At 72.9% G+C, this 25,139-nt stretch carries 20 protein-coding genes; 10 read left to right on the top strand and 10 right to left on the bottom strand.

Features of this window, described 5'->3' with window-relative positions; genetic code table 11:
• Positions 1-32: 32 nt before the first annotated feature.
• Both WMF12_RS02980 and WMF12_RS02975 read right to left on the bottom strand, forming a co-directional pair.
• Positions 33-329, bottom strand: coding sequence for a polyhydroxyalkanoic acid system family protein (locus WMF12_RS02980; protein ID WP_272097713.1), 297 nt, complete (start codon positions 327-329; stop codon positions 33-35).
• 56 nt (positions 330-385) lie between these two features.
• Positions 386-985 (bottom strand): peptidyl-prolyl cis-trans isomerase, encoded by a 600-nt coding sequence (locus WMF12_RS02975; RefSeq protein WP_437863718.1) that lies wholly within the window; start codon positions 983-985, stop codon positions 386-388.
• A 274-nt stretch (positions 986-1,259) separates the two neighbouring features.
• Here WMF12_RS02975 and WMF12_RS02970 point away from each other — a divergent pair, with 274 nt between their 5' ends.
• The gene (locus WMF12_RS02970; protein WP_437863701.1) at positions 1,260-5,675 is read left to right on the top strand and encodes a tetratricopeptide repeat protein; all 4,416 of its coding nucleotides are present in this window, start codon (positions 1,260-1,262) and stop codon (positions 5,673-5,675) included.
• 46 nt (positions 5,676-5,721) lie between these two features.
• A complete protein-coding gene (locus WMF12_RS02965; protein ID WP_437863689.1) occupies positions 5,722-6,213 on the top strand; it encodes an N-acetyltransferase family protein in 492 nt (163 codons plus the stop codon).
• A 97-nt stretch (positions 6,214-6,310) separates the two neighbouring features.
• Here WMF12_RS02965 and WMF12_RS02960 read toward each other — a convergent pair whose 3' ends face one another.
• Positions 6,311-6,901: a GNAT family N-acetyltransferase gene (locus WMF12_RS02960; RefSeq protein WP_437863658.1), complete on the bottom strand. Its 591-nt coding sequence runs from the start codon at positions 6,899-6,901 to the stop codon at positions 6,311-6,313.
• A gap of 769 nt (positions 6,902-7,670) precedes the next feature.
• Here WMF12_RS02960 and WMF12_RS02955 point away from each other — a divergent pair.
• Together WMF12_RS02955 and WMF12_RS02950 are read left to right on the top strand one after the other, a co-directional pair.
• Positions 7,671-8,345 (top strand): glutathione S-transferase family protein, encoded by a 675-nt coding sequence (locus tag WMF12_RS02955; RefSeq protein WP_437744103.1) that lies wholly within the window; start codon positions 7,671-7,673, stop codon positions 8,343-8,345.
• A 25-nt stretch (positions 8,346-8,370) separates the two neighbouring features.
• Positions 8,371-8,991: a glutathione S-transferase family protein gene (locus WMF12_RS02950; protein WP_437744102.1), complete on the top strand. Its 621-nt coding sequence runs from the start codon at positions 8,371-8,373 to the stop codon at positions 8,989-8,991.
• A 60-nt stretch (positions 8,992-9,051) separates the two neighbouring features.
• On the opposite strand, the gene WMF12_RS02945 is transcribed toward WMF12_RS02950, so the two are convergent.
• Together WMF12_RS02945 and WMF12_RS02940 are read right to left on the bottom strand one after the other, a co-directional pair.
• Positions 9,052-10,227 (bottom strand): acyl-CoA dehydrogenase family protein, encoded by a 1,176-nt coding sequence (locus WMF12_RS02945; protein ID WP_437863598.1) that lies wholly within the window; start codon positions 10,225-10,227, stop codon positions 9,052-9,054.
• 10 nt (positions 10,228-10,237) lie between these two features.
• On the bottom strand, positions 10,238-11,107 hold the full coding sequence (locus WMF12_RS02940; protein ID WP_437744100.1) for an isocitrate lyase/PEP mutase family protein: 870 nt from the start codon (positions 11,105-11,107) through the stop codon (positions 10,238-10,240).
• 190 nt (positions 11,108-11,297) lie between these two features.
• Between WMF12_RS02940 and WMF12_RS02935 the strand changes: the two genes are divergently transcribed.
• Positions 11,298-12,146: an alpha/beta fold hydrolase gene (locus WMF12_RS02935; protein WP_437863572.1), complete on the top strand. Its 849-nt coding sequence runs from the start codon at positions 11,298-11,300 to the stop codon at positions 12,144-12,146.
• Positions 12,147-12,174: 28 nt separating this feature from the next.
• Here WMF12_RS02935 and WMF12_RS02930 read toward each other — a convergent pair whose 3' ends face one another.
• Complete coding sequence (locus WMF12_RS02930) at positions 12,175-12,414, bottom strand: DUF378 domain-containing protein (RefSeq protein ID WP_437549382.1); 240 nt, start codon at positions 12,412-12,414, stop codon at positions 12,175-12,177.
• Between the two features lie 142 nt (positions 12,415-12,556).
• Positions 12,557-13,366: an SIR2 family NAD-dependent protein deacylase gene (locus WMF12_RS02925; protein ID WP_437744098.1), complete on the bottom strand. Its 810-nt coding sequence runs from the start codon at positions 13,364-13,366 to the stop codon at positions 12,557-12,559.
• Between the two features lie 361 nt (positions 13,367-13,727).
• Here WMF12_RS02925 and WMF12_RS02920 point away from each other — a divergent pair, with 361 nt between their 5' ends.
• From WMF12_RS02920 to WMF12_RS02900, 5 genes are all read left to right on the top strand, one after another.
• Complete coding sequence (locus WMF12_RS02920; protein ID WP_437863545.1) at positions 13,728-15,602, top strand: vWA domain-containing protein; 1,875 nt, start codon at positions 13,728-13,730, stop codon at positions 15,600-15,602.
• A gap of 171 nt (positions 15,603-15,773) precedes the next feature.
• Positions 15,774-16,619, top strand: a complete 846-nt coding sequence (locus tag WMF12_RS02915; protein ID WP_437744096.1) for a ribokinase — start codon at positions 15,774-15,776, stop codon at positions 16,617-16,619.
• Positions 16,616-17,818 (top strand): hypothetical protein, encoded by a 1,203-nt coding sequence (locus WMF12_RS02910; protein WP_437863523.1) that lies wholly within the window; start codon positions 16,616-16,618, stop codon positions 17,816-17,818. Before WMF12_RS02915 ends, WMF12_RS02910 begins: the two co-directional genes overlap by 4 nt.
• Before the next feature lie 3 nt (positions 17,819-17,821).
• Positions 17,822-18,880, top strand: coding sequence for a retropepsin-like aspartic protease (locus WMF12_RS02905; RefSeq protein WP_437863515.1), 1,059 nt, complete (start codon positions 17,822-17,824; stop codon positions 18,878-18,880).
• Between the two features lie 271 nt (positions 18,881-19,151).
• Positions 19,152-20,609, top strand: coding sequence for a cyclic nucleotide-binding domain-containing protein (locus tag WMF12_RS02900; protein WP_437863502.1), 1,458 nt, complete (start codon positions 19,152-19,154; stop codon positions 20,607-20,609).
• A 246-nt stretch (positions 20,610-20,855) separates the two neighbouring features.
• Here WMF12_RS02900 and WMF12_RS02895 read toward each other — a convergent pair whose 3' ends face one another.
• The 3 genes from WMF12_RS02895 to WMF12_RS02885 all read right to left on the bottom strand — a co-directional run bounded on the left by WMF12_RS02895 (position 20,856) and on the right by WMF12_RS02885 (position 25,008).
• Positions 20,856-21,425 (bottom strand): hypothetical protein, encoded by a 570-nt coding sequence (locus WMF12_RS02895; protein WP_193790775.1) that lies wholly within the window; start codon positions 21,423-21,425, stop codon positions 20,856-20,858.
• Between the two features lie 145 nt (positions 21,426-21,570).
• Positions 21,571-23,706, bottom strand: a complete 2,136-nt coding sequence (locus WMF12_RS02890) for an ATP-binding protein (protein WP_437863482.1) — start codon at positions 23,704-23,706, stop codon at positions 21,571-21,573.
• Between the two features lie 213 nt (positions 23,707-23,919).
• A complete protein-coding gene (locus tag WMF12_RS02885; RefSeq protein WP_012233223.1) occupies positions 23,920-25,008 on the bottom strand; it encodes a MaoC family dehydratase in 1,089 nt (362 codons plus the stop codon).
• Between the last annotated feature and the right edge of the window lie 131 nt (positions 25,009-25,139).

Below are 25,139 nucleotides of genomic sequence, written 5' to 3'. Positions count from 1 at the left end.
GCCGCCGGGGCGCGCCTGGCCCGGCTGCCGGGCTAGGCCCTGCCCAGCACGGCGTCGAGCTTGTCGTTGACCTTCGACTCGACCATGCCCTTCATCGCCTTCAGCAGGAACGGGAGATCGATCTCCACATGGACCGCGGACGCCTCGACGCGAACGAGGCCCTTCGTCCCCTTCGCGGCGCCGCCCGGCGCCTCGAACCGGATGACGTCGCCATCCCATCGCCACTGGATGCCGAGCTTGTCTTCCATGCCCCGCGCGAGCTCTTCCGCGCGCTTCCTGGCCTCGTCCTTGGTGAGCGCGTGCTGCCGACGGATGTCGATCGTCGCCATACGGTATCTCCACTCGTTCGCGTCCACGGCGACGCGCCGGGTGCGGTACGCTCTACTTACTCGATCCGACGCGCGATCCAAAAGCCGCGCGGCGTGTCGACCGGGCCGCTCACGCCCCCCTTGGGGAGGCTGAACAGCTCGTACTCCGGCGCGGGCTCGAGCACGCCGCGCGGGATGTAGCCGAGGTCGTCGGTCGACCCCTTGTCGCCCTTCTCGATGGCGGCCTTGAAGTCCGTCTTGGCCACCTCGGCGAGCTCCCTGGCGAGCGCCAGCGCGGCGTCCTTGGAGCGCGCGGTCGGCGCCGCGCCCTGCGCGCCGCGGTACTGGATGAGCACGACGCCGAAGCGCACCTTCTTCGGCGCCTCGGCCGGCAGCGAGGGCGGCGCCTCTCCCGAGAGGAGCGTGACGCCCGCGTCGGATCGCCCCGCTGGCTCGGGGCCGCGCTCCTGGACGATGCCCTCGGCGCCGGCGTCGCTCCCCGCGTCGGCGTCGCCCGCCGCGGCCGTCGCAAGCGATGCGGCGGCGTCGGCGGCGTCGGGGCCTGCGTCGGCGGGCGCGCTGGCCGCGCCGCGCCCCTTCGAGCCGCCTTGCGTGATGACGAACGCCAGCGCGCCCGCGAAGAAGAGCGTGTAGATGACCGCCGTCGAGCGCTGCATGAGCGGCAGCGCGTTAGCACAGGTGGAGGACGCTTGGCGAGGCCGCGATGGCGACACGCGCCGCCTGCCAGACGGCGTCGCCGCTCCGTTACCGTCCCGCTACCGTCCCGCCCGTCCCCGCGTCCCGCCGTCCCCGGCCGCCCCGCGACTGCGCGCTGTCCGCTTCCTGCTTCCGGACCACGTACGCGACATGCCCGAGGAAGTCGCCGATTTGAGGGCGCCCGGCAGAAGAGGCGATCCTAAGGACCGCAACCCCTGCTAGTAAGGAGAGCGGATGTCGGGGCATCCCGGCCTTTCGCAGGCCGAACGAGCGTGGGGCGCCTGCGAAGGCGCTCGCAGCGCCGGCATCGGGTCGGGAAGCATGATCAAGGTCGAGTGCGACGGGTGCAAATCGCCGTACCAGGTCGACGAGAAGCGTGTCCCCCCTGCGGGGCTCAGGATGCGCTGTCCGAAGTGCGGTACGAGCCTGCTGGTGACCAAGGGGGGCGCAAGCGCAGCGCCCGCGCCGACGCCTGTGCCCACCCCCCCGCCGCGGGCCGGGGCGGGGGGGCTTCAGCTCTCGGAGCGGAGCGCCCCGGCGGCGACCGAGGACGCCGATCTGCCCATGGCGGCTCCGGAGGACATCGCATTCCCCGCGGTCGCGCCTCCCCGACGCCCCGGGCCGGCGCCGGCGCCGGTACCGACGCCGCCGCGCCGCGCAGCGCCCGCGGTGCCTGCGCCGCCCGCGCCGCCTCCTGAGCCGCCGGGTCCGGAGGTCTTCGGCGAGATCGGCTTGCCGGACGTCCCCGATCGCCCCGCCCCGTCCGATCGGCGGAACGCCAAGACCGTGCCGCAACGGCGCGGCTTCGGAGAGATCGATCTCATGGTCGAGCTCCCGAGCCCGACGGACGCCGAGGTGCAGGGGCTCAACCCGGACGATCTGCCGGTCGTCTACGGCAATGCGCCCGGGGCGTCGGTGGCGCTCCCGGCGCGATCGCGCGCGGAGTCCCGAACCGCCCCGGCGACGCCGACCGCGTTCGCCGGTACCGACCTGCCGGCGCGGGTCGAGCCGCTGCCTCCGAGCAACCGGCGCACCCTCGGGTTCGGCGAGCGAGAGTCGGCGCCGGGCGCCCCCTCGGGGCCTGGTGCGCGGGACGCCGGGCTCGGCGCGCGAAACGCCGGGGCCACCACGCAGCCCCTCGGTCGCGGGCGCACCCGCGGTGCGGGGGACGCGCCCCCGCGCGTGGCCCCGGAGTACGATTTCGGAGACCTGGACGACGACGCGCCCCCGGCTCCTCCGGCGCGTTCCAGCAGCGGATCCATGTCGTTCGGCTTCGGTGAGCTCGAGCTGCCTCTCGAGGGCGACGGCGACGCCGAGCTGCCCGCGACATCCGCGGGCGACCTGCCCATCGTCGCCGGCGATCTGCCGAGCTCGGCCCCGGCCGTCATCGGCATGCCCGCCCCGTTCTCGAACACGGGCTTGCCCACGCCGGCTTCCGCGCCGCTCCCCTCGCCGGCGCGCGCCGGGCTCCCGACCGCGGCCCAGGCGGGCTTCCCTGCTCCGACCGCCGCGGGCTTCCCCACGAAGGCCACCGGCCCCGCCCTCCCCTCGAAGGCCACCGGCTCCGCCCTCCCCTCGAAGGCCACCGGCTCCGCCCTCCCCTCGAAGGCCACCGGTGCCGGTTCGCCTGCAGGACCGGGGACCATCGTCGGCGCCGAGCTCTTCGACGAGGCCCCGCCGGACTACGACGACTCGCGCGTGGGCGCCGCATTCCAGGCGCCCGGGCCGCGCCCCCTCCCGCCGCAGGCGGCGCCGGAGCCGCCCAGCAGCGGCGCCATGCCGCCCGTCGACTTCGGCGCCGTACCCCCCGCCGACTTCCTCGCCGCGCCGCCCGCCGACGTCCGCGCCGCGTCCACCACCGGCTTCGGCGCCGCGCCGCCCGCCGACGCCCGCGCCGCGTCCACCACCGGCTTCGGCGCCGCGCCCACCGCCGGCTTCGGCGCCGCCGATTTCGGCGACGAGATCGCCCTCGGCGAGAGCGTCACGCAGCTCGCCCCCGGCGCCGCGCCCACCCCTTACGATCCGTCCGACCGATCCGCGAACTTCACGCAATCGCTCGCGGACGCCGACGATCGGGGCATCGAGCTCAGCGAGCCGCACCCCAGCGTCGGGGACGAGGTCGACCTGACCGGCGCGGGCACCGAGATCGGCGACCTGAGCGCCGGTCCCGGCGCGCAGGCCGAGAAGCCCGCGGCGACCACGGAAGCACCGCCGCCAAAATCGAAGATCAAGCGCTACGTCGTGGCGGCGCTCGCGGTCGCCGCCGTCAGCGGCGGCGCGCTCGCGCTCGTTCCGGACGTCGGCGCCTTCGGCGTGAACCTCATCAGCGACCGGCTCAACGCCTTCGCGCACGAGGGGGCGCTCGCCGAGCTCCGCCTGCGGACCCAGACGGCCTTCGCGAAGGACACCGCGTCGGCCGCCAACGGAGCGCTGAACGACGCGAACGCCACGCGGGCCAATGCGCCGCGCCACCGGGCGACCATGGCCTACGCCGCGTACATCGCCTTCGCGCGGAGCATCCGCTTCGGGCACCGGACCGTCGACGACGCCTTCGGCAAGGAGATGCTCACGCTCGCGAGCTCCCATCCGGGCGACCTGCTCTCCCTCGCCGTCGCGGCGCAGGCCGCGGCCAGCGGCGAGCTCCCGCGCGCGCGACAGGCCACGCAGGCGCTCGCCGCGCAGCTCAAGGACGACATCGACCTCGCCGTCCTCTCGGCCGAGATAGAGCTCGCCGCCAGGGACGCCCCCAAGGCGATCGCGGCGTGGCAGCACGCGAGCGGCCTCCAGAAGAGCGCGCGCACGCTCTACGGCCTGGCCCGGGCGCAGCTCCTCGCCGGGGACACCGCGGGCGCCGAGGCGAGCGCCCGCGGCGCGCTCGAGGCCTCGCCCGACCACGTCGGGGCCCGCACCCTGATCGCGTCGGTGCTCTGGCAGACCCCGGGCCGTGAGCAGGAGGCGCTCGATCTGCTCGGCAAGGTCACCGGCGACGGCCCGACCCGGGCCGCCGCGAGCGACCCCGAGATCGTCGACGCGTACACGCTGCTCGGCACCATCCACCTCGCGAGGTCGCGCATGAGCGCGGCGGAGCAGGCCTTCGCCGCCGCGGTGAAGCTCGACCCGCAGGCGGTGCGCGCCCTGATCGGCAACGGCGAGGTCCTCTACCGGTCGGGCCGCTACTCCGAGGCGCAGGCGCGCTTCGAGGCCGCGGCCCGCGCCGACGCCCAGCGCCTCGCCGCGCAGCTCGGCAAGGCGAAGACGTGGCTGGCGCAGGAGCGCATGAAGGAGGCGAAGGACCTCCTGAAGGAGCTGCAGAAGACGCACGCGGCGGCCCCGCAGGTCGCTTACTGGCTCGGGCGCACCGAGCTCGCGCTCGGCAACAAGAAGGACGCGGAGCAGGCGTACCTCGACGCCGTGAAGTCGACAGAGGACCTTCCGGAGGTCGTCGACGCTTACGTGGCGCTGGCGTCGCTCCTGTCCAGCATGGGCCGCAACGAGGCGGCGGCGGAGAAGCTGTCGGAGGCGACGGCGAAGTTCCCGGACCTGCCCGCGCTGCACAAGGCCAAGGCGGAGGTCGCGCTCCAGACCGGGCGGTACGACGAAGCCCGGCAGGAGCTCGAGCTCGCGCTCGCGAAGGAGGATGACCTCGGCAGCCAGTTCAAGCTGGGCGTGGCGTACCGTCGCCTGCGCCGGTTCGAGGACGCCGCGAAGATCTTCGACAAGGTCACGGCGGCCGACAAGGACTACCCGGGCCTCGCGCTCGAGCGCGGGCTCCTGTTCGAGGAGACCGGCCAGAGCGAGCGCGCGCTGGAGATGTACGCCGACGCGCTCCGCAAGGCGCCGAACGACATCGACCTGAAGCTGCGCGTCGGCTCGACCCAGGTCATGGCGGGGCACGCGAGCCAGGCGGAGCCCATCCTGCGCGACGTGCTCAAGGACCGCGCGAACTCCGCCGAGGCGAACCACTTCCTCGGCCGCGCGCTCCTCGTGCGCGGCACGAACATGGCCGAGGCGCTGCGCTTCCTGGAGCGCGCCGCGGAGCTCGATCCGAACCGCGCCGAGTACCACCTCTACGTCGGCTGGGGCGCCAACGAGACGGCCCAGACCGCGCGCGCGGAGATGGCGCTGAGGCGCGCGCTGGAGCTCGACGCGGAGCTCGGCGACGCGTACTGGCAGCGCGGCGTGCTGCTGCAGAAGCAGGGGGCGAGCCGGGACGCGCTGGCGGATCTGAAGATCGCGCTGGAGAAGCGGCCGTCCCGCTACGAGGCCTACGCCACGATGGCGCTCTGCTACCAGGATCAGGGCAACTGGGCGGCCGCGGAGGAGGCGTGGCGCAAGGCGATCGCGGCCAACGACAAGGTCCCCGAGTGGCACTACCGCCTCGGCAAGATCTACGCGTCGCGCGGCAACCGGGCCGGGACCGCGAGCGAGATGGAGCAGGCGGTCGCCCTGGGCGAGGCGCCGGACCGCTCGAGCCCGCCGTGGCTGTTCGACGCGCACTTCCTCCTCGCCGAGGCGCTCCGCGCGGCGAACAACCGCGAGAAGGCCATCCACCATTACCAGCGCTTCCTGGAGACGGCGCCGACCGACAACGCCTACCGGCGCGACGCGGAGCAGGCGCTGGAGGGCCTGGGGGCGGGAAAGGGACGCTGAGGACGCTGAGGCGGAGCGAGCGGCCGGCGCTCGGCTATCCTGGCGGATGATCCCCTCCGTCAACGCCCGCCTCGCGGTGCGCGCCGACATGCCCGAGGTGGCGAGCTTCGCCGCGCAGCTCGTCCGCCTGCACCACGCCCTCGATCCGCACCGCTTCATGTGCCTGGAGCCGCTCGAGCCGGGCTACGAGCGGTGGCTCACGAGCGAGCTCGCCGACCCCGACGCCGCGATCGTCGTCGCCGAGCGAGCGGGCGCCGAGCCGGCGCTGGTCGGCTACGCCTACGGCCGCCGGGAGCCGCGCGACTGGAACAGCCTCCTCGACGCCTGCGGCGCCCTCCACGACATCTATGTCGCCGAGCCCGCGCGCCGGCTGGGCGCGGGCGCTATCCTCCTGGAGGCCGTCATCGCGCGCCTCCGGGCCCTGGGCGCGCCGCGCGTCGTGCTCCACACCGCGACCCAGAACGCCGCCGCGCAGCGCCTGTTCGAGCGGTTCGGCTTCCGTCGCACGATGATCGAGATGACGCTCGAGCTCGAGTGACCGCGGCGTCCGCCACGCTATCAGCGCGTCGGCCGCGCCTCGATCCGAACATCCGAATCCGACGGCGCTCCCGGCGCGCTGGCGGAGGGTGATGGACTCACGAGCTCCGGCCTCCCCGGCGCGATCCTGGGAGCTCCGCGGCCGTCTGCGCCCACACCATCGTGTCGCGAGGCTCGCCCGCGGGCGTCAGGGCGTTCGCCTCGAGCGTCGTCACATGCCGGTACCCGAGCCGCCGGGGCACGGCGGCGCTCGCGGTGTTCCGCGGATCGCAGCGGATCTCGACGCGGCTCACGCCGAGCTCCTCGAGCGCGACCCGGGTCAAGCCTGCCACCGCCTCGGTCGCGTAACCGCAGCGCGTCGCCGTCGCCCGGAGCCAGTAGCCGATCTCGATCGCGCCCGGGCCGATCCGCGGGTGGAGCCCCGTACCCCCGAGCACGGCGCGCTCGTCGCGCGTGAAGATGCCATAATGAAAGTCGCGTCCTTCCGTGAAGTCGTCCCGGAACTTCTCGAGGAGCGCGGTGGTCGCCTCCATGGAGGAAGGCTCGTGCACGGCCCACGGCATCCAGGGCCGCAGGTGAGCAAGGCTTGTGTCGATCGCCTCCCTGATCAAAGGCGCATCCTCGGGCCGCCATGCTCGCAGCGTCAGCCGAGCGGTCAGGATGCGGTCCGGCGGGCGTTCACCTGTCATCGCGTCGCTCCATGCCTGTCGCCGTCATGCGCTTGACGACGAGGACGCTGTCTTGCCAAGGCCATCGGCCCACGCGACGGTCACGTCCCGAACCATGCGAGCCATGGAGTGCTCGGGCGTCGAGGCGAGCAGGCGTCACGGCACGCACCTTACAACGAAGACAGCCCTCGCACATCCGGTCAATCCCAGCCTCCGCAGCGATCATCGCCGTTGCACACCGGTCCACACACCTCTTGCCGAGGACATCGACGCTACCGCGGAGCGTCTTGACATGTCCGTCATAGCAGACTATTGTCCGTCATAGAAGAGTAAGGCGGAAAACATCAGCGCGCCCTCCCGGCACACCGGGAGGAGGTCCACGTCCACGCCCGCGCGTGGACGACGGATGACCGCTCGAGCAGAGGTGCCATTGGCTGAGGTGGCGCGGGCTGCGAACCATGACACGAGGAGGAAGGATGAAGATCTGAGCGCGCCTCATCCCGGCGGACGCGACGTCTCCCGGGTACTCGACAGGGGTCGACCATCCATCAGCAGAGGCCTTCCCTCGCCCCACGCCGGATTCATTGCTGCCTCAGCAGCACATCACAAGCAATCCCTGCTCCCGTCGCAGCAAGCGCGCGGCCAGCGCGAACGATTGTGATCCGTTCCTGCAATAGAGCCCTGGCACGCTCCCTGCTCCCTGCCACGACGACGGCCCGTTAGCGGAGCGCCCCCTCTGCCTGAGAGCAGGAGAGCTCTTCGCGTGGCGCACGCCGTCAAGGAGAACAGGATGACGAAGCTGCGACTCTACAGCGCGAAGGCGTGCCCCTTCGCCCACCGCACCCGGCTCGTTTTGCAGGAGAAGGCGATCGACTTCGAGCTGACCGAGGTCGATCTGCAGAACAAGCCGCGGGCGTTCGTCGACGCCTCGCTCTACGGCAAGGTCCCGGCGATCGAGCACGAGGGCCACCGTATCTGGGAGTCGGCGATCATCAACGAGTACCTCGAGGAGGTCTTCCCCGAGCCACGGCTCCTGCCCAGGGAGCCGGGCAGGCGCGCCCTGGCGAGGATCTGGATCGATTACGCGAACACGCGCCTCGTGCCGGCGTTCACCCAGCTGCTCAGGGCCGAGACCCGGAACCAGGAGGCGGAGGGGCGCAAGGCGCTCGGCGAGGTGCTCGCGTTCATCGAGCAAGAGGCGCTGGCGAGGTCGTCGGGCCAGGGGCCCTACTGGCTCGGCGCCGAGGTCAGCCTCGTCGATCTCTCCTTCTATCCATGGTTCGAGCGGCTGCCGGCGGTCGGCCGCCTCCGCGACTTCTCCATCCCCGCGGAGCTCACGCGGCTCCGGGCGTGGATCGAGGCCGTGCAGGCGCGCCCCGCGGCCAGGGCCATCCAGAATCCGGTCGAGTTCTATGTGGAGCGCTTCGCGAAGTTCGTGAAGCCGGCGGCGACGACGGCCGCCTGAGCGGCGCCGAGGGACAAGGGACATCATGTTGAGACTCTGGGGTCACAAGAATTCTTCGAACGTGCAAAAGGTCCTCTGGGCGCTCGACGAGCTCAGGCTCGATTTCGAGCGCATCGACGCCGGCGGACCGTTCGGTCGCGTCAAGGACGCCGACTATCTCACCCTCAACCCGAACGGGCTGGTTCCGACGCTCGAGGACGGCCCGCTGGTGCTCTGGGAGTCGCACGCGATCGTGCGTTATCTGTTCTCGCGCTACGGGTCGCCGCCGCTCCAGCCGAGCGATCTCGCCGACAGGGCGCGCGCCGACGCCTGGACCGACTGGCAGTTCGGGACCCTGTGGCCCCCGATCCGGACGCTCCTCGTGCAGCTCGTGCGCACGCCGGAAGAGCGCCGCGATCAGGGCGCGATCGACGCCGCCCGCAGGTCGGCGCTCGCCGCGCTGGGGATCCTCGACAGGCAGCTGTCACGGCACCCGTGGGCCGCGGGAGAGTACTTCACGTTCGCCGATATCCCCCTCGGGGTCGCGGCGCAGCGGTGGTACAACCTGAAGACCGAGCGGCCCGCGCTGGAGCACGTCGACGCGTGGTACGGCCGCATCAAGCGCCGGCCTGGATTCGAGCGGTGGGTGGATCTGCCCCTGGGATGAGAGCGGGGCGCATCTTCGTGCGCTACGGGCTCATCCGCGTCTCCTCTCGCGGACGGCCCCTCAGAACATCGGCAGCTCGGTGTCCAGCCCGAGGAGCACACGGCCCTGGACCTCGCGCGTGTGCGGGGCGACGAGGGCGTGCTGCGTGACGGCGTGAACGTCGCGGAAGCTGCGCTGAAGAGGGCTCTCCGCGTAGAGCGCCGTGGCGCCGCCCGCCGTGAAGGCCAGATCGACGGCGCGCGCCGCGCCGAGGGCGGCGTTCGTCGCGGCGAGCCGGACGCGCGCCCGCTCCCGCAGCGAGATCGGCCTGCCAGAGACCGCGACGTCCCAGACGGCGCCGACGGCCTCGAAGAGGTAGGCCCTGGCCGCGCCCAGCGTGGCCTCGGCCTCGGCCACGGCGAGCGCCGTCGAGGGCCGCGTCGCGAGCGACGTCGTCATGCCGCTCGGCCGCTTGGTCGCCGCGAGCCGGACCAGCTCATCAATGGCCGCGCGCGCCATCCCGAGCGCGGTCGTCGCGACCGCGCTCGCGAGGAAGCCGAAGAGCGGGAACACGAAGAGAGGCCCTGGATGGGTCGGAGACGTCATCGGGAGCCGGATGCACCGGCTGCTCGGCACGAAGACGTCGACGACCGCGAAATCGTGGCTCCCGGTGCCGGCAAGGCCGGAGACGCTCCACGTATCCAGGATCTCGCACTCCGAGGCGCGGAACATCGGCACGACGGCCTCGGGGACGCCCCCGGGCAGCATGCGCGGGGCCATCCCGTCAAAGACCACCGCGGTGCCGCCCAGCCAGTCGCAATGATGACAGGCGCTCGCCATCGCCCACCTCCCGGCGACCCGATATCCTCCCTCGACCTCGACGGCGCGCCCGCTCGGCGCGAAGACGCCGGCGGTCACGACATCCGGGCTCGCATGCATCTCTTTGCCCCCCTCCGCCGGGATGTACGCCTCGAACGCGCCGGTCGTGCCGCAGATCATGGCGCACCACCCTGCCGCGCCGTCGGCGCGCGAGAGCTCCTCGATGACCTGCAGCGCCGTGAGGGGGTCGGCCTCGAGCCCGCCCAGCGCGCGCGGACGACACATGCGGAAGATGCCCGACTCCCGGAGCGCCCTCGCGACCGGATCGGGCAAACGGCGCTCGCGCTCTCCCCGCTGGGCGTGCTCCTGGACGAGCGGGACGAGGCTCCGCGCCGCGTCGAGGAGCGACGCGGGGGCGGCAGAGGACATCGTGGTCATGGTGCTCGACTCACCCCTTCCTTGGCGGCTGCGCATAGCGCGCTTCTTCAGCGTAGTACTCGGGGAACCCGACGATCTCCTGGAGCGCCGCGAAGCTCATCCGCGGGTCGGGGTGCCGGCCGGCGCGCAGGGCCGCGAGCGCCTCGCGCATGGCGGCGGCGGCGACCGAGAGCAGGGTGAGCGGATAGGCCGCGATCTTGTAGCCGATCGCCCCGAGCTCGGCCGGCGGCAGCACCGGTGTCCTACCGTGATCCACCATGTTGGCCATCGTCGGCTTGCGCACCTCGCGGCAGAACGTTCGCATCTCCTCCACGCTCTCGGGCGCCTCCAGAAACACGATGTCTGCCCCGAGGTCGGCGAACGCCCGCGCGCGGGCCAGCGCCTCGTCGAAGCCGTGCGTCTGGCGGGCGTCGGTGCGGGCCATGATGAGCACGCCGGCGCCCTCGTCGCGCGCGTCCACGGCGGCCTGGACGCGGGTGAACGCCTCGTCGCGGGGCACGACCTGCTTGCCGCGCGTGTGGCCGCAGCGCTTGGGAGCGACCTGGTCCTCGATCATGACGCAGGCCAGCCCGGCCTGCGCATAACCGCGCACCGTGCGCTTCACGTTCATCGCATTGCCGTAGCCCGTGTCGCCGTCGCCGAGCACCGGAATCGACACGGCGCCGGAGATCGCCCGCGCCTGATCGACCATCTCACCATACGAGATGAGCCCCGTGTCGGGCGCGCCGAGGCGCGCGGCGGAGACCGCGAAGCCGCTCATGAACGAGAGCGAGAAGCCGGCCTGCTCGATCAGCCGCGCCGACAGCGCGTCGAAGCAGCAAGGCATGACGAGGAGGCCGGGCGAGGCGAGCAGATCGCGGAGCTTCTGAGCGGGGGACACGGCGGGGACGATACCGCGATCGGCTGCCCGTGAGGCAAGCGCGAAGGGCCGAGAGGCGCCGCGCGCCCGGCCAGCGCCCGCACACGCAAGAGGGAGGGACGGGGGCGCGCGCCGGCGTGCGTTCCTGTTGCGGGCCCCCGGCAGCCGGGGGCAGGATGGGCCCCGCGATGATTCCGCACAGGAGAGGGGCATGAGCACGGTTTCGGTGAAGGAGATCGCGATCGACGGCCGCCCTGCCAGCGTCCACGTGGGCGGGCAGGGCGAGCCGCTGCTGCTGGTGCACGGCGCCTGGGGCGGGGCGCCTCTGCACTGGGCGCCTGTCTGGGAGCGATTGGCGGAGCGTTTCCAGGTGATCGCGCCCGATCTGCCCGGCATCGGGCGCACGGACGCCCCGGGGCTCGGCGCCCTGGACGCCTATGCGCGCTGGCTGGAGCGGCTCCTGGACGAGCTGGGTATCTCCAGCGCGTGGTGCATCGGCAACTCCTTCGGCGTCTCGGTCGTATCGAGCTTCGCTAGCCTGTTCGCGGCCCGCTGCCGAGGGCTCGTGTTCGTCAACGGCGTTCCCATCCCCCCGCTGCCGCGCCTCGTCGGCTGGCTCGGAGCGCGGCCGCTGCCCCGCCGGATGCTGCGCGCGTTGATGCGGAAGCAGACCTATGGCCCGCGGGTCCTGAGCCGCGCCTACGCCGATCCCGGCCGCGCCCCGGCTGCCCTGCGGGACGTCCTGGAGAGCGCCAATCCACCTCAGCTGGAGGCGGTGCTCGACGCCGCCATCCACGGAGGTCCCAGGGCCCCGCTCAGCCTGAATCCGCTCCTCGTCTGGGGCGAGGCGGACCAGCTCCTCGGCAACAGCGCGGACGACGCGAAGAAGCTTCACGCTTCGCTGCCGGGGTCGCAGCTCACCTTCATCCCGGCGACAGGGCACATGCCGCAGGTGGAGAACCCCGAGGCGTTCGTCGACGCGGTGTCGCGGTTCATCGAAGCGCGCGCGACCGCCGCCCGTCCGCGCGGCTTCGGCGGCCAGGCCAGCCCGGGCGCGTGAGCGCCTGGGGTGCACGGGCGCATCGCCCTCAGGGCATCGTGGTGACCCGAGCGCGCTTTCCGAGCTGGACCGCAGCGTAGAGCAGATAGAGCCCAGCGATCCCGACGAGCACGTAGATGATGCGGCTGAGCGCGCTGAGCCTGCCGAAGAGCGCGGCGACCACGTCGAACTCGAACAGCCCGACGAACCCCCAGTTGACGGCGCCGATCACGACGAGCGTGATTGCCGCCCACGTTAGCCCTGAGATCCCACGGTTGACCTGCTCCATGACCGCGGCAGAAGCACGCGCCGCGCCGCGCGATGCGTGCACCGCGCGCCCGCTGCGGCGCGACCGCGCGTCGCGCTGACGCCGCCGGCTCGCCTCGCCGTGCTGACGCCGCCGGCGCGCCGCGCCCGTCAGGCCGCGGCGCTCACGCCGGCGTGACGTCGAGCAGGGAGGGCAGGATCGCGCCGGAGCCGCCGGTGAACACGACATCGCAGAGGCCGGAGATCGCGCTCGGCTCGACGTTGACCTCGGCGATGAGGGCGCCGTGGCGCTTGGCCATGGGGACGAAACCGGCGGCGGGATACACCACGGCCGACGTACCGACGACGAGCAGGAGATCGCAGCCCTCGACGCCGGCGGCCGCCGCGGCGAGATCGCTCTCCTGGAGGGCCTCGCCGAACCAGACCACGTGCGGGCGAAGGACGCCGCCGCAGCCGCAGCGCGGCAGCTCCGCCGCCGTGAAGCGGCGGGCGGGGGCTTCCGGATCGGGGGAGCCGCTGCCCGCGAAGGCGGGCGTGATGGGCACGTCGCGGTTCTCGGTCACGCTCCCGCACGAGAGACAGCGCACCTGCCACAGCGAGCCGTGGAGGCGCACCGGGCTCCGGGAGCCCGCCTGCTCGTGCAGGCCGTCGATGTTCTGGGTGATCAGGGTGAAGACCCTGCCGGCCTCCCGCCACCGCGCCTCCAGCTGCGCCAGCGCGTGATGACCCGGGTTCGGGGCGCAGCCGAGGGCGCGCTCCCGGCGGTGATTGTAGAACTCCCAGACGAGGCCCGGATCGCGCCGCCACGCCTCGGGCGAGGCGAGGCTCGTCGCCTCGTAACGCCGCCACAGCCCCCCAGCGCCGCGGAACGTGGGGATACCCGACTCCGCCGAGACGCCTGCGCCGGTCAGGACGGCGATCTTCCTGGCGCGGCACAGGGTGGACTGGAAGCGCTCGCGGCTCGTTTCGCTCATCACGGACCCCTGAGGATAGATCGAGAGGGAGGCGGGCGGAGGACCCGACCCGAGCTCCCGTCGATTTCGGGTGTAAGCCGGCCGAGACGACCGCGTTTCTTTGGCACTCGGACGCGCCGAGCCCCGCCACAGCGGGCCCCGGCCGCGAGAGCCCCTTCGTCGGCTCGCCGGACGACCGGCGACACGCGGCGTTCACACAGCAAAAGCGGCGAAGGGCCCGTCTCGCCCGTGGAAAATGCACCATGGGGCAGCCGCGCGTGCGGCCCCCGCAAGGACCTGTGTGTGGCGATCGGCGATGGCCGACCCACGAGAACGTACAGCAGGGATCCGCCCTCGCGATCCCCTTCAAGGAGGACACCTCATGCGCACCCGGCCCCTCGATCTCGTCGCCCCCGCCCTCGTCACCGCGCTGCTCATCGGCTGCGGTGGCTCCACGCCTGCCCCCACGGCGGCGACCGCATCGGCCGCGTCGACCGAGGCCCCCGCCGGGCAGGCCATGCAGCCGGAGTTCGACGCGCCGCAAGACGAGGGCCGCACGTCCACTGCCAAGCGCGAGGAGGCCGCGGCGAGCGACGCGGTCGACCGTGACGCCGCGCCCGCGGAGGCCGCGCCGCCGCCGGCCCTGCCCGTGGCGGCCGCCCCTGTGGCGCCCTCGCCGGCCTCGCCGGGGCCCGCGCAGTCACGGGCGACCAAGGCGGGCGCCGCGCCCGGGGCGGACGCGCGCGTCCGCGTGACGGGCGGCGCGCCCGCGCCCAAGAAGGCGCCCACCCCGGCGGCGACCGCCGTGGCGCGCCCCGCGCCCCCGCCCCCGGCCGTCGCCGTCACCGCGCCCGAGCCCCAGGGCAGCGAGACGTACCGGGACTACGGCGTCAACCCGGTCGAGGACCCCGCGAAGGACCGGCTCTCGACGTTCGCGATCGACGTGGACACGGCCTCTTACGCCATCGCGCGCCGCAAGATCATGGATGGCGCGCTGCCCCCGTATCAGGCCGTGCGCGCCGAGGAGTTCCTCAATTACTTCGATTACGGCTACGCGTCGCCCGCAACAGGCCCGTTCGCCGTGCACCTCGCGGCCGCGCCCTCGCCGTTCACGTCGGGCCACCACCTCGTGCGCGTGGCGGTCCAGGGCAAGCGCGTGCCGGTCAAGGAGCGGACCCCGGTGCACCTCGTGTACCTCGTCGACACCAGCGGTTCGATGCAGTCGCCGGACAAGATCGAGCTCGCGAAGAAGAGCCTGAAGATGCTCACCGACACCCTCAAGCCGGGGGACACCGTCGCGCTCTGCACCTATGCGGGCAGCGTGCGAGAGGTGCTCGCGCCGACCGGCATCGAGAGCAAGGGGAAGATCCTCGCGGCCCTCGCCGACCTCACCGCGGGCGGCTCCACCGCCATGTCGAGCGGCATCGATCTCGCGTACAGCCTGGCCGAGCGGACGCTCGTGAAGGGGCACGTCAACCGCGTCATCGTGCTCTCCGACGGAGACGCGAACGTCGGCCCGACCTCCCACGACGAGATCCTGAAGACCATCAAGCGCGCGAGGGACAAGGGGATCACGCTGTCCACCGTCGGCTTCGGCCAGGGCAACTACAAGGATCTCATGATGGAGCAGCTCGCCAACCAGGGCGACGGCAACTACGCCTATATCGACAGCGAGGCGCAGGCGCGGCGGGTCTTCTCCGAGCAGGTCGGCGGGATGCTCCAGGTCATCGCCCGCGACGTGAAGATCCAGGTCGAGTTCGACCCGAGCTTCGTCAAGAGCTACCGGCTCATCGGCTACGAGAACCGCGACGTGGCCGACCGGGACTTCCGGAACGACAAGGTGGACGCCGGCGAGATCGGCGCAGGGCACAGCGTGACGGCCATCTACGACGTCGAGCTCAAGGCCTCCGCGCCGAAGGGCGAGGGCGCGGCGCCGGTCGTCGTGCGCCTCCGCCACAAGGCGCCGCTCGGCTCGAACACGGCCGAGGAGACGCTGGTCAAGATGGCCCCGGGCGCCATCGCCCCCACCTTCGACGCGGCGCCGGCCGACCTCCGGTTCGCGTCCGCGGTGGCAGGGTTCGCGGAGGTCCTGCGCCACAGCCCGCACGCGCGCTCCTGGAGGCTCGCCGACATCGAGAAGATCGCGAGGGCCGCCGCGTCCAGCAAGGGCGATCAGCAGGAGTTCATCGGCATCATCCGCCGCGCCGGCGCGCTCGCCAATGGCAAGACCGACGCCGTGGCCGTGAACGCCGACTGACGCGCGCGGCGTGGGCGGACGGACGGATCGATCGGAACGCACCTGACGAGCCCCGTTGGCCAGTCGCCTCCGGGGCTCGTCCGTGCCCTCTGTCGACAACACTCCTTCCAGCCGGCGCCGTGCGCTCGGGGGACCCGGCCGGCGCCGCCTCGTTCGTGGTATGCGGCGGTGATGGGATTGCTCGCGATCTGCGGCTCGATCACCGCCGATCTCATCGGCTACGGCCCGCGGCTGCCGCGCCCCGGCGAGTCGGTGCTGGGCCGCCGCTTCCTCGTCGCGCCGGGCGGCAAGGGCGCGAACCAGGCGGTCGCGGCGGCGCGCTCCGGCGCGCGCGTGCGGCTCGCGGGCGCGCGCGGCGACGACGCGCACGGCGAGCTCTGCGCGGCCGCGCTCGCCGCCGACGGGGTGGAGCTCTCCGCCGTGGCGGTCCACCGCGGCGCGACGACGGGCGTGGCCCTGATCTGCGTCGACGAGGCCGGAGAGAACCAGATCCTCGCGATCCCCGGCGCCAACGCGCTCGTCACGCCGCCCTCGCCGTGCGGGGCCTCGGTCTGGCTCTGCCAGGGCGAGATCCCGGCCGCGGCGATCGACGGCGTGCTCGCGGCAGCGCGGGCCGATGGCGCGCTGTCGATCTGCAATCCGTCGCCCGTCAACGCCATCGATCCCGAGCTCGTCGGCCGGTTCGATCTCGCCGTGGTCAACGAGCTCGAGCACGAGGCGCTGCGCGGCCGCCTCCCGGAGCGCGTGGTGCTCACGCGCGGCGCGCGCGGCGCGGTGCTGCTGCCGTCGGGCGAGGAGTTCCCCGCCCTGCCGGCCCGCGCTGTCGACACGACGGGCGCCGGGGACGCCCTCACGGGCGTGCTCGCCGGGGGGCTCGCGTCCGGGATAGCGATCGAGGCCACACTCCGGTTCGCGATCGCGGCGGCGGGCATGTCGGTCGAGCGCGAGGGGTGTCAGACCTCGTATCCGACGCGCGCCGAGGTGGAGCGCCGCCTCCAGCGCTCCACGGTTCCGTGACGGCCTCTCCTCCCGGCGTCACAGGGCACCTCGCCCATCACGCCCCCTCGCGGCGAGCGCCGCGCCTCCGGGACATGACGCTGCACCTCGCCTGCAAGGGCGGCTATCCTGGCGGCATGACGAACTTTCGCGGGCCTGCGATAGCAGCGCTCGTCAGCCTCTCGGCCTGCAGCGTCCAGGAGCGCAACTTCGCTGGCGCGGGCGGGTCGGGCGGCGGTGATGGCGCCGGGACGACCGAACATTCCAGCGCGAGCGCCGGCACGAGCGCGAGCGCCGGCACGAGCGCGAGCGCCGGCACGAGCGCGACGACCGGCTGCACGCAGGTCGAGGATTGCTTCAATGGCGGCGACGACGACTGCGACGACGCCGTCGACTGCGCGGACTCGGACTGCGCGGAGGGCGCGGTCTGCCTGACGGCACCCACGAACTTCGAGCTTGGCGTCGTTGTGGACGCGACCGAGCCGTGCCCTGACGGGTTCACCGCGAAGGAGACGCTCCTCTTCCGCGGCCTCTCCGGCAGCGGCTGCGAGGGCTGCGGCTGCACGCCGAACCCCACCGACTGCGCGGCGGATCTCCACCTCTACGCCGACGAGTCGCAGTGCGAGGCCGACGAGGGCGGGACGCGCGGCACGCTCGCGAAGCGGGTCGGGTTCACGTGCGACGCGAAGCCGATCAACAACGGGTTCGTCGACTGGGGCGGCGTGCGCGTGGGCCTCTTCGACGTGATCCAGAGCTGCACCGCGACCGGCACGGCGATCCCCGCGCCGGCGACGTGGTCCGAGTCCAGGAAGTTCTGCCACGCGAGCGCCGGCGTGGGCTGCGGCGCCGGCGAGGCCTGCGTCCCGAGGCAGGCCTCGCCGGCGACGCAATGCGCGCTCGTGTCCGGCAGCGCCACCTGCAGCGGCTATGCGCGGCGCGAGAGCGACTGGTTCCGGGGGTACAACGACACCCGGACGTGCTCGTCGTGCTCGTGCACCGCGAGCGGCGGCGACTGCAACTACGTGCGCGTCGAGCTCGGCAACGACTACAGCTGCTTCGATCACGCCCAGATCTCGCAGGGCGGGCGGTACTGCGGGTACGCCTACTCGCCCCCGGCTCACCTCGTCGGCACGCCGACCAGCTCCACCTGCACCGCGCGCACGAACCTCAGCGGCTCGCTGGATCCCACGGGGCAGTCGACGCTCTGCTGCGTCGAGTAGCGGATGCTCGTGCCGCGCGCTCGCAGGCAGCTCCTCGCCGCGCTCTCGGCCGCCGCCGCGGCCGGCGCGCTCGCGGTGGCCGGCTGCGCCGAGCCCGCCGCGGTCCGCGCCGCGCCGGCCTCGCCGCGCAGCGCGGCGTCGACCGGCGCCGGCGACGCGTCCTCGCCCGCGGGCCCCCCGGCGGCGGGCGCGGGCCCGGCGGCGCCGGCGGCGGGCCCCGAGCGCCGGGCCAGCCTCCAGTACCACCTCAACGATCGCGCGTTCCCCTCGCCGCTCATCGACGCCGTCGTGGCGGGCCAGCCGGCCGTGCTGATCGTCGACACCGGCGCCTCCCACCACGTCCTCGCCCGCTGGCTCGCCGACGAGCTCGCGCTGCCCCTCTCGACCGCAGGCGACGTCGCCGTCGACCACGCGGGCAGGCCCCTCGCGGTGTCCCGCCTCGAGGACGCGAGCTTCGCGCTCTCCGGGTGGGGCCGGGTCGAGGTCTCCGCGCTGCTCGTCGTCCGCATGCCCGACGTCCTGCAGCGCATCGGCATCGGCGGCATCGTCGCGCCTCAGGAGCTGGCGGGGCCGGGCCGCGCCGTCGTGCTCGACCTGCGCGAGGGCCGGATGACCGAAGCTCCGCGCGACGAGGCCGCACGCACGCTCCGGGCACGGTTCGGCGAGGCCGCCATCGTGGAGCTCGCCCGCTGCGGCGGCCCGAACCAGGGCAGCGAGCTCACCGCCAAGGCGAGCGTCGAGGGGATCGACGTCACGCTGAAGATCGACTCGGGGGCGTCGCAGAGCTCGCTCTTCGCCGTCTCCCCCGCGGGGAAGCGGCTGTCGCGCCGGGCGACCGGCGCCAGGAGCGCCTACGCCGCCTCAGGCAGGCACACCGTTCCCGTCCTTTCGGGCGCTCGCCTCCGGATGGCGGGGTTCGACGCCGCCGCGGATATCGATCTTCTGCCCGGCGAGCGGCGGGCGACCTGTCCGTCGGACGGATTTGCCGGCATGGATGTGCTCCGCACCTGTGTGCTGGTGCTCGCCGAGGACGGCGGCGTCGCGGCCTGCGCCCCGCGGTGACCCGGTGAAGGACCACGCGACGTGCGTTCGGCGCGAGCGCGGCGCGTGATCGACGAGGCGCGCTGCGGCGACCGCGGCGCGGTCAACGAGGCGCCCCGCGGCAACCGCGGCGCGATCGGCGCCGAGCCAGCGGGCGGACCGCCATGCCTCAGCGGAGGCGCGATGCGTCGTGGTAGAAGGGGCGCACGCGTGGACGCCTCTGTCGCCGCGGCGGGGGGGAGAGATCCGTTCCTCTGCGAGTCCGGGGCGCCCGCGGCGCTCGGGAGGCATCATGACGACAGGTTTCGAGTTCTTGACCCAGGACGACGAGCGGCTGCTGCTGGAGAAGTCGAGCTGCGTCACCTACCGACCGGGCGAACAGATCCTTGAGGAGGGCTCGCGAAGGCAGGGCATCTTCATCGTGCGCAGCGGCCTTGTCGGGGTCGAGGTCGCCCACCTCGGGCGCGGCGTGGCCCTCCGCCAGCTCGGCCCCGGCGCCATCTTCGGCGAGATGTCGTTCCTCGAGAGCGCCGCCGCGAGCGCCTCCGTCGTCGCCCGCGAGGAGTGCACGCTCGACGTCATCGAGGGCCCGTATGTGCACTCGCTCCTCGCCTCCGTCCCCGGGCTCGCGGCGCGCTTCTACCAGTCGCTCGCGATCATGCTCGCCCAGCGCCTCCGCGAGAACACCGCGATGCTCCCGCCGCTCCTCGTCGAGGACGTGCCGCAGGTCAACCGCTTTCACGCCGCGAGGACGGGCCAGGCCGGCACCAACAACATCCCTCCGAAGCTCATCGACACGGTCGAACAGTTCAAGTTCGAGATGATGATCGCCGACAGGATGGTGAAGGAGGCCAAGCAGCCCGAGGCGGAGATCCAGGAGAAGGTGAGCGCCGCGTGCCAGACGATCGTGTCCGCGCTGCGCGAGCACATCGAGCGCGAGCGCCACCTCGAGAAGGGCATCGGCGCCTATGTCTTCCGCGAGACGTTCTCGCTCTTCATGCTGAGCCGCACCGTCGACCGGTGCTACACGAAGCCGCGCGGCTACGCGGGCGACTTCTACACCATCGAGATGATGTACAACGACGAGCCCGCGGGCGACGGTCGCCTCGGCCGCTTCATCGACCAGTGGGGGCTCGCCATCGACGCCTGCCGCGCCGTCAAGAACCGGAGAGGCGTGCTGAGCCGCGCGATCCGGGACGCCTGCAGCGGGCACGCGTCCGGCCCGGTCCACATCACCAGCCTCGCGAGCGGCCCTGCCCGGGAGCTGTTCGACCTCTTCGCGGAGGGGGGCGAGCTGCCCGACATCAAGGCGACGTGCATCGATATCGACAACCAGGCCCTCGCCTACGCCGCCGGCATCGCCGACCAGCTCGGCGTCATGGACCGCTTCAGCTTCGCGCAGGACAACGTGGTGCGGCTGGCCCACGGCCGCGGCAGGACGGTGCTCAAGCCCCAGCACATGATCTACAGCATCGGGCTCACGGACTATCTCCGCGACGACCTGGTCGTGAGCCTCCTCAATTGCATGCACGACAAGCTCCTGCCCGGGGGCGTCGCGGTCGTGGGCAATTTCGGGGTGAACAACCCGAGCAAGGCGTTCATGGACCACGTCCTCGAGTGGGAGCTGATCCACCGCAGCACCGAGGATCTCAGGACGCTATTCGCCCGGTCGAAGTTCGGGAGCACCCCCGTGGAGGTGCTCGCGGAAGAGGCGCAGGTGAACCTGTTCGCCTTCTGCACCAAGTGGTGACGCGCCCCGCTTCAGAGCAGCGGTCACCCGCACAGGAGACGGGCCCAGATCGGCGTTTTCGGCGCGGAAGCGCACTCCGGTGCGCTGAGCACCGAAAACGTCGAGGTGACACGCTCCGCTTCAGAGCGGCGGTCACCCGCACAGGAGACGGGCCCAGATCGGCGTTTTCGGCGCGCAAGCGTACTCTTGTACGCTGAGCACCGAAAACGTCGAGATGGGCCCGTATCCGACGCGGGTGACCGCCGCTCAGCGGAGCCAGCGCACCTCGTACTCGCACGTGGGGTGTCCCTCGAACCGGCACTTCGTGTGGAGGCTCTGGCCGCCTCGCGCGCCCGAGAGCCGGAGCGCGTTCTCCTGCCACGCCGGCACCGCGTCTCTGCAGATCTGGCGCCCCGGGTCGGACTGCGGGTCGACCCCCAGGTAAAGTATCAGCCGGAAGAACCGCTCTCCCTCGGCGAGGGGCGCGAGCCGGCCGCCGTTGAAGTACATGCCCCACATCACGCCGGCCTGCCGCATGACGAGCGCGGGCGTGCCGAGCTTGAGCAGCACCTTGTGCGCGAGCGTCAGGTCCTGCTCGGCCACGTAGGCCGCGAGATCGCGAATGACGCCGGACCGGTTGGGCCACCGCGAGATCTCATCCGCGATCGCGTTCCAGACCGAGATGGGATACCAGCTGTGCGCCGCGAGATCGGGCGCCGTGAAGACCGCCCGCGCAGCGGCGGGCAGCTTGGCGTCGAGGGCGGACATGGCCTGGCTCCCCCACCGCGTCTGCAGGTAGGTCCTCGTGTGCATGAGCGCCGACCCCCGGATCTTCATCGCCAAAGCCGCCCGTCCAGGATAGATGCACCCGGGCGGTGGGGGCCAGCGTGGCGCGCTGCGGGCCGCCGCGCACGGGCGCACACACGCCGACGATCGCGCGCGAACGCGCCGCGAGCCCGCCTCCCGCGGCGCACGAGCGCGCTCACTGCAGGCGCTCGGCGGTCGGAGCCGGCGGCGGGGCGTCGCCGGAGCCCTTCGCCCGTCGCGCCTGCGCGGACGCGTCGAGCACGGCGCGCACCGCCTTCGCGAGCTGCGTCGGCGTGTACGGCTTGGCGAGGAAGTGGGCGACCCCGTCGAGCAGATCGGTCTGGAGGAGGGCGTCCTCCGTGTAGCCCGAGGCGTAGAGCACGGGCAGCGGGGCGCGCGCGCGGGCGAGCATCGCCGAGAGCGCGGGGCCGCGCGCGTCCGGCAGGACCACGTCGCTCACGAGCAGGTGGATCGGGCCTGGATAGGCGGTCGCGAGCGCGATCGCCTCCTTGCCGCTCCGCGCCGCGAGGACCGAGTAGCCGAAGGAGCGCAGCGCGGCGACGCAGAGCTCGCGCACCTGCGCCTCGTCCTCCACGACGAGCACGGTCTCCACGCCCCCGACGGCGGCCGCGGTCGCCCTCACAGGCTGCTCGCAGGGCACGCCGCGCACGCGCGGGAAGCAGATCGTGAAGCGCGTGCCCTGGCCGGGGGCGCTGGCGAACCCGATGTGGCCGCCGTGCTGCTTCACGATGCCGTGGCACGTCGCGAGCCCGAGTCCCGACCCCTTGCCCGGCTCCTTGGTCGTGAAGAACGGCTCGAACACGTACTTCTGGACGGCGTCGTCGATGCCCTGCCCGGTGTCCGTGACCGTGAGCTCCACGTAGTCGCCGGGCTCGATCTCTGGCCCCCACCCCCGGTCGTCCCCGCCGAGCGCCCTGTTCGCCGTCTCGATCACCAGGCGGCCCCCGCCGGGCATCGCGTCGCGCGCGTTCACGGCCAGGTTCATGAGCAGCTGCTCGAACTGCCCCCGATCGATGTGGATGGGCCAGATCTGGCTCCCCGGCAGCACGACGAGCTCCACGTCCTCGCCCACGAGCGGGCGGAGGAGCGGCTCGACCCCGAAGATCAGCGCGTTCGGGTCGACCACGCTCGGCTGGATCAGCTGCTTGCGCGCAAAGGCGAGCAGCTGCCGCGTGAGCGCCGCGGCCCGCTCCGCGGCGGTGCCGATCTGCGTGAGGTGCTCGGCGACGGGCGACGCCGCCGGCACCTTGCGCACCGCGAGCTCCCTGTGCCCGAAGATCGCGGTGAGCATGTTGTTGAAGTCGTGCGCGACCCCGCCGGCGAGGCGCCCGATCGCCTCGAGCTTCTGGCTGTGCAGGAGCTGCTCCTCGAGGCGCCGGCGCTCGGTGATGTCGAGGCTCGTGCCGACCAGCCCGGTGATCGTCCCGGCGTCGTCCGTGACCAGCTGCGCCGCCATCTGCACGTGGCGCAGCTCCCCGCTGGACGGGCGCACGACGCGGCACTCGACGGGGCTCGCGATGCCGAGCGGCGACGCGGTCTCCGCGCCGCCGAAGACCCGGTGGCGATCCTCGGGGTGGATGAGGCCCGCGAAGAGCTCGAACGTCGGGCGCACCGAGGGATCGACGCCGAGGATGTGGTAGAGCTCCTCGGACCAGCGGATCGTCCGCGACGCGATGTCGTAGGACCAGCTGCCCACGTGGGCGATGCGCTGCGCCTCCTTCAGCATGCGCTCGCTGCGGCGGAGCTCCTGCTCGGCGCGGCGGCGCTCGGTGAGGTCGACGACCGCGCCGAAGAAGCGCGACGGCGGCCCCGCCCCCTCGACGAGGGGCAGGCTGCTCAGCAGGCACTCCCGCACCGTTCCATCCCGGTGGCGCACGCGGAACGCGATCGCGCCCGACCCCTCTCCTGTCTCGTTCGCCAGCTGCAGGCCGGCTTGCAGCCGCTCCCGGTCGTCGGGATGGACGGCCTCGAGAAAGGTCTCCGTCGAGGGCGTATCCGTCTCGGGATCGCGGCCCAGGATCCGGAAGAGCTGCCGCGACCAGATGGTGCTGCTCTGGCCGAGCTCCCAGAGCCAGTTGCCCATCTGCGCCGCCTGCTCGCCCTCGTCGAGCTGCCGCCGCGCCTCCTCGACCAGGGCGGAGCCCCTCGCGCTGCCCGGGTCTCTGGCCGGCGCGTCCGGGCCTCGCGCAGCGGCGCTCCGACCTGGCGCGCGAGCGTGGGCCAGCTCCCGCTCCAGCTCGGCGACGCGCGCGCGCAGCGCGTCCAGCTCACGGCTCCCAGCGGTGCTCATGGCCGTCCCGTTCCTCGCTGGGGCAGAGCGGTGCTCATGGCCGGCCATTGTATGCCGCAGGCGGCCCGCCGGGGACTCCTCATTCTGCGGCCCCCGCCTCGGGCGCGCCTGGTTTCCTCGGGGCTCCGCCCCGCTCCGCACCCCGGCGTCCGCTTCGCGGCCGCCTGGTTCTGTCCGTCAGCAATCCCGCCCAGTGATTGCTGACGCACAGAACTAGCTCCGCCGGCGCAGGAGCAGCGTTCGCGTGATCTCCACGACCTTTTCCTTCACCCTGCCCTCGGCCTTGCCGAGCTCGGGTGTGAACAGGTCGGCGCCCTGCTCGATCAGGGCGCGCGGCGGCGTGTTCTTCACGCCGACGATCCGGAAGGTGACGCTCCCGGCGCCGCTCTTGGCCTCTTCCCTGGCGATCACCTTCGACGCGGCGAACAGCGTGTCGCCCGCGAGCACGCCGCTCGGGTGCGCCCCCTCGTCGAGGCCGAGGTCCCAGACGCCGCACCCGGCCGTGTCGCGGCTCGAGAGCGCGAGCACCCAGGACAGCACGAGCCCCCCGTGGACGACCCGCGTCTTCGCGAAGGAGCTCGACCTGGAGTACTGCTCGTCCACGTGCAGCGGGTGGGAGTTGCGCAGGAGGGTCGCGAGCTGCATGTGCTCGCTGTCCCCGATGGTCCTGCCGACCTCGTGGGTGATCACGTCGCCGACCTCGAAGTCGTCCCACGCGCAGGCGAAGCCGCCCTGGCGCGCCGGCGGCGGCAGCGGGCCGTCGAGCTCCTCCGGGAGGCGCGCCGGCTGCGCGTCCGGCTGCGCGACCGCGTGCGGCGCGTCCGCGGGGCGCTCCGCGACGCGGCCAGGGGGAACGAGCGCCTTGCGCTCGAACGAGCAGACGAGCAGCCCGTCCTGGTTCACCACCTGGGTCCTGACGTGCACGACGCCCTTGTCCCCCGTCGAGACCGGCTTCTTGCCGATGACCAGCGAGCTCGCGCGCAGCGTGTCCCCCGGATAGCAGGCCGCCGGGAACCGGACGTCGGTGTAGGCGAGGTGCGCGATCGCCTGCTCGCTCACGTCGTGCACGCTGAAGGAGATCCCGAGGTTGAGGAGCAAGAGCGGGCTCACCGGCCTGTCCCTGAGCCCCACCGACCGGGCCGCGACGCGGCTGGCGTAGGTCGGGATCGCGTCCTGGAACGAGGCCGCGAAGAGCGCGAGCATCCCCTCGTCCACGGTGACGTCCCAGGGGTGGGCATACACCGCGCCGACCGTGAAATCGTCGAGCTTGCGGCCGTAGCGAGGAGAGCGGACGCGGACCATCGGTCCGCGCGATCATGGCACAGGCGCGCTCGGCTGACGACGGCGCGCACGCGCGCCGCGCCTCCGCGCCGCGCACACCACGCCACGCCTCTGCGCACGCGCTCGCTCGCTGGCTCACGCGCCCGGCCGCC

The organism is Sorangium sp. So ce363 (genome assembly GCF_051520435.1).
Taxonomy (GTDB): Bacteria; Myxococcota_A; Polyangia; order Polyangiales; family Polyangiaceae; genus Sorangium; species Sorangium cellulosum_B.
Note: the sequence above shows the minus strand (reverse complement) of the source record. Positions and strands in the feature narration are given on the sequence as shown.